The 2497-nt window shown below is 72.5% G+C and carries 2 protein-coding genes and 1 pseudogene; 2 read left to right on the forward strand and 1 reads right to left on the reverse strand.

Annotated elements, in window-relative coordinates:
* Window positions 1-1228: pseudogene (locus RIM90_RS31380) on the reverse strand (hypothetical protein); the annotation flags it as partial.
* Between the two features lie 131 nt (window positions 1229-1359).
* Between RIM90_RS31380 and RIM90_RS31385 the strand changes: the two are divergent.
* Window positions 1360-1560, forward strand: a complete 201-nt coding sequence (locus RIM90_RS31385) for a hypothetical protein (RefSeq protein WP_309064127.1) — start codon at window positions 1360-1362, stop codon at window positions 1558-1560.
* Window positions 1561-1727: 167 nt separating this feature from the next.
* Window positions 1728-2339 (forward strand): DinB family protein, encoded by a 612-nt coding sequence (locus RIM90_RS31390; protein WP_309064128.1) that lies wholly within the window; start codon window positions 1728-1730, stop codon window positions 2337-2339.
* Window positions 2340-2497: the final 158 nt, after the last annotated feature.

A 2497-nucleotide genomic window follows, 5' to 3' on the forward strand; every position in this document is an offset into this window, starting at 1 on the left:
CCATGACCGCGTCGGCGACGGCCGGGACGAGGGCCCGGCACAGCCGCGTCATGATGTCCTCCGGGTCCCTCCCCCTTGTGATGCGATGGGCCGCCTCGGACAGGTCGCCCTGGGGGCCGGCGACCGGGGACCGTGGGGACTCGAGCGCGGGGAAGGACGCCTCCTGGCTGGTCGGCGGGTTGTCCGGGGTTGTTCCGGACAACCCGGGGAGGTGTCCCGTCGAGCCGTGCGGGACGCGCCCGGGCAGGGAGACGCCGGCGTCCACCGCCGAAGCCGGGGGAATTGAGGACGGCCAGTACCCCACCTCGTCGGCGGCCTGGTGGACGGCCTCGTGCTCCTCGTCGAGCACGGCGCGTGCCTTCTCCAGCGCACGGTCGACATCGTTGAGCGCGGCGTCGTCCGGGCCGAACGCGTGCAGATCGGGCCCGGACAGCAGCGGTGCCGGTTCCTGTGCCGGGGAAGGTTCGTCCTCTCCCATGCGTAGGCGCAACTCGGCCAGTTCGGCTTCCAGTTCCTGAACGCGGCGTGCCGCGTGGTCGGCGACCTGCTGGGCGATGCCGCGCTCCCGCTCGGCGCGAGCCAATTGTTCGCGTAGTTCCGTCTCCTGCCGCTGCGCCCGGGAAAGGAGCTCCACCACCCCCTGACCGTCAGGGAGGCCGACCGTGACCGACTCCAGCGCGTCGAGCCTGCGCTTCAGCTCGGCAACCTTCGCCTGGGCCTGCCCCAGCATCACGAACAGCAACGTGGCGATGGACAGGGCCTGTTGACGCCCGCGTTCACCGGCCTCGTACGCCTGCCGGGCGCGCTGCATCTCCTGGAGGACCTCGATGGTGCGGTCCTTGGCCTCCAGCAGGGCCCGAGCGGGCACCAGCTCCTGCGCCTCCGTGACCGCTGTGGGGTTCACGCGCGCCCGGTCCCACAGCGACCTCGCCTCCCCAAGGCGCCGCCGGGAGAGGTCGGCGTCTTCGTGAGGGAAGCACACGTCTGCCACGGCCTCGACGAGATCCCACTCCAGCGACTCGCCGGACAGCCGGTCACGCAACCGGCGTAACTCGGGCACGGCCCCGGCGACGAAGTGCTCGGGCGTGAGCCGTACGTGCAACTGCCGCACGGACACCCCCGATTCGTCGAGCCAGGACCGGACCATGGCGACCAGCTGATTGATCTCGACGCACGAGCCCCGGGCCGGCCCCCACGGCCGCCCCGCCCGCTTCCTCTCGCCGGCCACCCGTCCCCCCTGGTTTGTTCGCCGGACAATCCCCTGTTGTCACCGGAGAAACATCCAACCGTCCCACCTGCGGTCCCGCCCGGGGATCGTCGTGATTCGTCATCCACACCACACGACCCAGGCGGTGCCCCATGCAACACACCTTCCCGGCGTTTCTGCTCCTCGCGCTGGCGGTGGCCGTCCTCTTCTCCCTCGTCGCCGCGGCCATCGCCTTCGCCCTCGCCCGCTGGGAGGGAGCCGCCGTGCCGTCGGCCCTCTCCCGCTGCGGAATGGCGTTCGCCGCAAGCCTGACCCTCTGCCTGGCCGTCTTCGCTGCGTTGGACCGGACGTAGTCAAGGGCGTCGGCGCCGTCACCGGGCGGGGGCGTCAGCGGTGCGGGCTCCCAGCGGGCAGGTGAACCGGGCACCGGGTGCCGCCCGAACGTCAGGCGCTGACGTCAGGGCGGCTCCCGGCCGGGAATTCGGTGGCGGACCGGCTCCCCGCCCCCCAGCATGCGCCCATGGCCTCCCACGAGCACACCGACGACAGCAGCACGACCCGGTGGACGCAGGCGACCGTCTACCCCGACATGTGGGTCGACCCGGACGACGACCCTCGCGAGACCGATGCCGAGCCCGTCGGTGAGCACGGCCTTCTGCTCGAGTACCTGCGGACCTACCGCCTCACCCTGGAGATGAAGTGCGCGGGCCTGGACGCGGAGCAGATGGCCCGGCGGTCCGTGCCGCCGTCCACCATGTCCCTGCTCGGGCTGGTGCGGCACCTGACCGAGGAGGAACGGCACTTCCGCCGCGTCATGGCCGGCGAGGACGCCCCGAAGCTGTACCGCACCGACGGGGACCGCGACGGCGACTTCAACGGCGCGCTGCCCGACCAGGCGGTCGTGCACGACGCCTGGCGCCAGTGGCGGACGGAGACGGAGCGCACCGACCGCTACCTCGCCGGCGTCACCGACCTCACCACCCCGAACGCCGGCCACTGCGACCTCGGCCCCGAGCCCGGCGGCCGACTCCGGCTGCGCGACGTCCTGCTGGCGCAGATCGCCGAGTACGCGCGCCACTGCGGCCACGCCGACCTCCTGCGCGAGCGGATCGACGGCCGGGTCGGGCAGTGACGGGACGACCGACTCCCGCAATCATCCGCAGCTGCGCACCCGACGGCTGCGCCTGCGCACACGGCAGGCTGACGCGCGGCCGGCGCTGGCAGGTCACGGCCTGGCCATCGACGAAGCCCGATCGTGGGTTGGGTCCCGGACGACTTCTCAGGGCCGCC

It is taken from the genome of Streptomyces sp. (assembly GCF_031181555.1).
GTDB lineage: Bacteria > Actinomycetota > Actinomycetes > Streptomycetales > Streptomycetaceae > Streptomyces > Streptomyces fimbriatus.

Coding starts and splice junctions, on each gene's coding strand:
- RIM90_RS31390 (WP_309064128.1), top strand. CDS start 1,728: ATGGCCTCCCACGAGCACACCGACGACAGCAGCACGACCCGGTGGACG.
- RIM90_RS31385 (WP_309064127.1), top strand. CDS start 1,360: ATGCAACACACCTTCCCGGCGTTTCTGCTCCTCGCGCTGGCGGTGGCC.